This is a genomic window from Corallococcus sp. AB049A (genome assembly GCF_003668885.1).
GTDB classification, from domain to species: Bacteria; Myxococcota; Myxococcia; order Myxococcales; family Myxococcaceae; genus Corallococcus; species Corallococcus interemptor.
Genome location: NZ_RAWL01001331.1, coordinates 1 through 407, shown reverse-complemented (window position 1 = coordinate 407; position 407 = coordinate 1). Strand labels below are relative to the sequence as shown.

General features: G+C 64.6%; 1 protein-coding gene. It reads left to right on the top strand.

Annotation, left to right across the window (positions count from 1 at the left end):
* The coding region (locus tag D7X55_RS47140; protein WP_199747472.1) for an efflux RND transporter permease subunit at nt 1–407 on the top strand (407 nt) is incomplete at both ends.

Here is a 407-nt window from a genome sequence, read left to right as displayed (position 1 = left end):
GGCTTCATCCGCCTGAAGCCGTGGGAGGAACGCAAGTTCACCGCGCCCGAGTTCATCCAGAACATGAACGGCGCGTTCTACGGCATCAAGGAAGCGCAGATCTTCGTGGTCAACCTGCCCACCGTGCAGGGCCTCGGCCAGTTCGGCGGCTTCGACATGTGGCTGCAGGACCGCAGTGGTGCCGGCTACGAACAGCTGACCCAGGCGCGCAACATCCTGCTGGGCAAGGCCGCGCAGAAGCCCGAAGCCCTGGTCGGCGTGCGTCCGAACGGGCTGGAGAACGCCCCGCAGCTGCAGCTGCACGTGGACCGCGTGCAGGCGCAGTCGATGGGCATGTCGGTGTCGGACGTGTACAGCACCATCCAGCTGATGCTGGCCCCGGTCTATGTCAACGACTTCTTCTACGA